This window comes from Mesorhizobium sp. M5C.F.Ca.ET.164.01.1.1 (genome assembly GCF_004792125.1).
In the GTDB taxonomy this organism is placed as follows: domain Bacteria; phylum Pseudomonadota; class Alphaproteobacteria; order Rhizobiales; family Rhizobiaceae; genus Mesorhizobium; species Mesorhizobium wenxiniae.
In genome coordinates this window covers 1-293 of record NZ_SRTG01000524.1, presented here as the reverse complement: position 1 = coordinate 293, position 293 = coordinate 1, and the positions used below count along the sequence as shown (strand labels likewise).

1 pseudogene is annotated in these 293 nt (G+C 54.6%); it reads right to left on the bottom strand.

The features are described 5' to 3' along the window. Positions 1-153: 153 nt before the first annotated feature. A pseudogene (locus EN807_RS37280) lies at positions 154-293 on the bottom strand (Ldh family oxidoreductase); the annotation flags it as partial.

Sequence of the window (293 nt, the reverse complement as noted above, 5' to 3'; positions counted from 1 at the left end):
CTTTCTGCGTCAAAATCCTTCCATATCAATGGCGGGATCGGCGGACCAAATGGCGGCTGGACATGATGTCCGGTCCCATCGACGCAGATAAACGCAGCCATTTACGGTTTACCCGGCGGGTCACGGTCGACCCGCCGGGTTTTTAATGTCCGGTCAAAGCGATTGAATTTCGCCAAGAATATCGCTTTCGATCACGATACCGCTTTCCAACGCCTGTTTACGGATACCCTGGCTGCGGCGACCGGGCAGGCGGACGTTTTCCTGTTTTTCTATCTCCTTGGCGATAGTTCGGC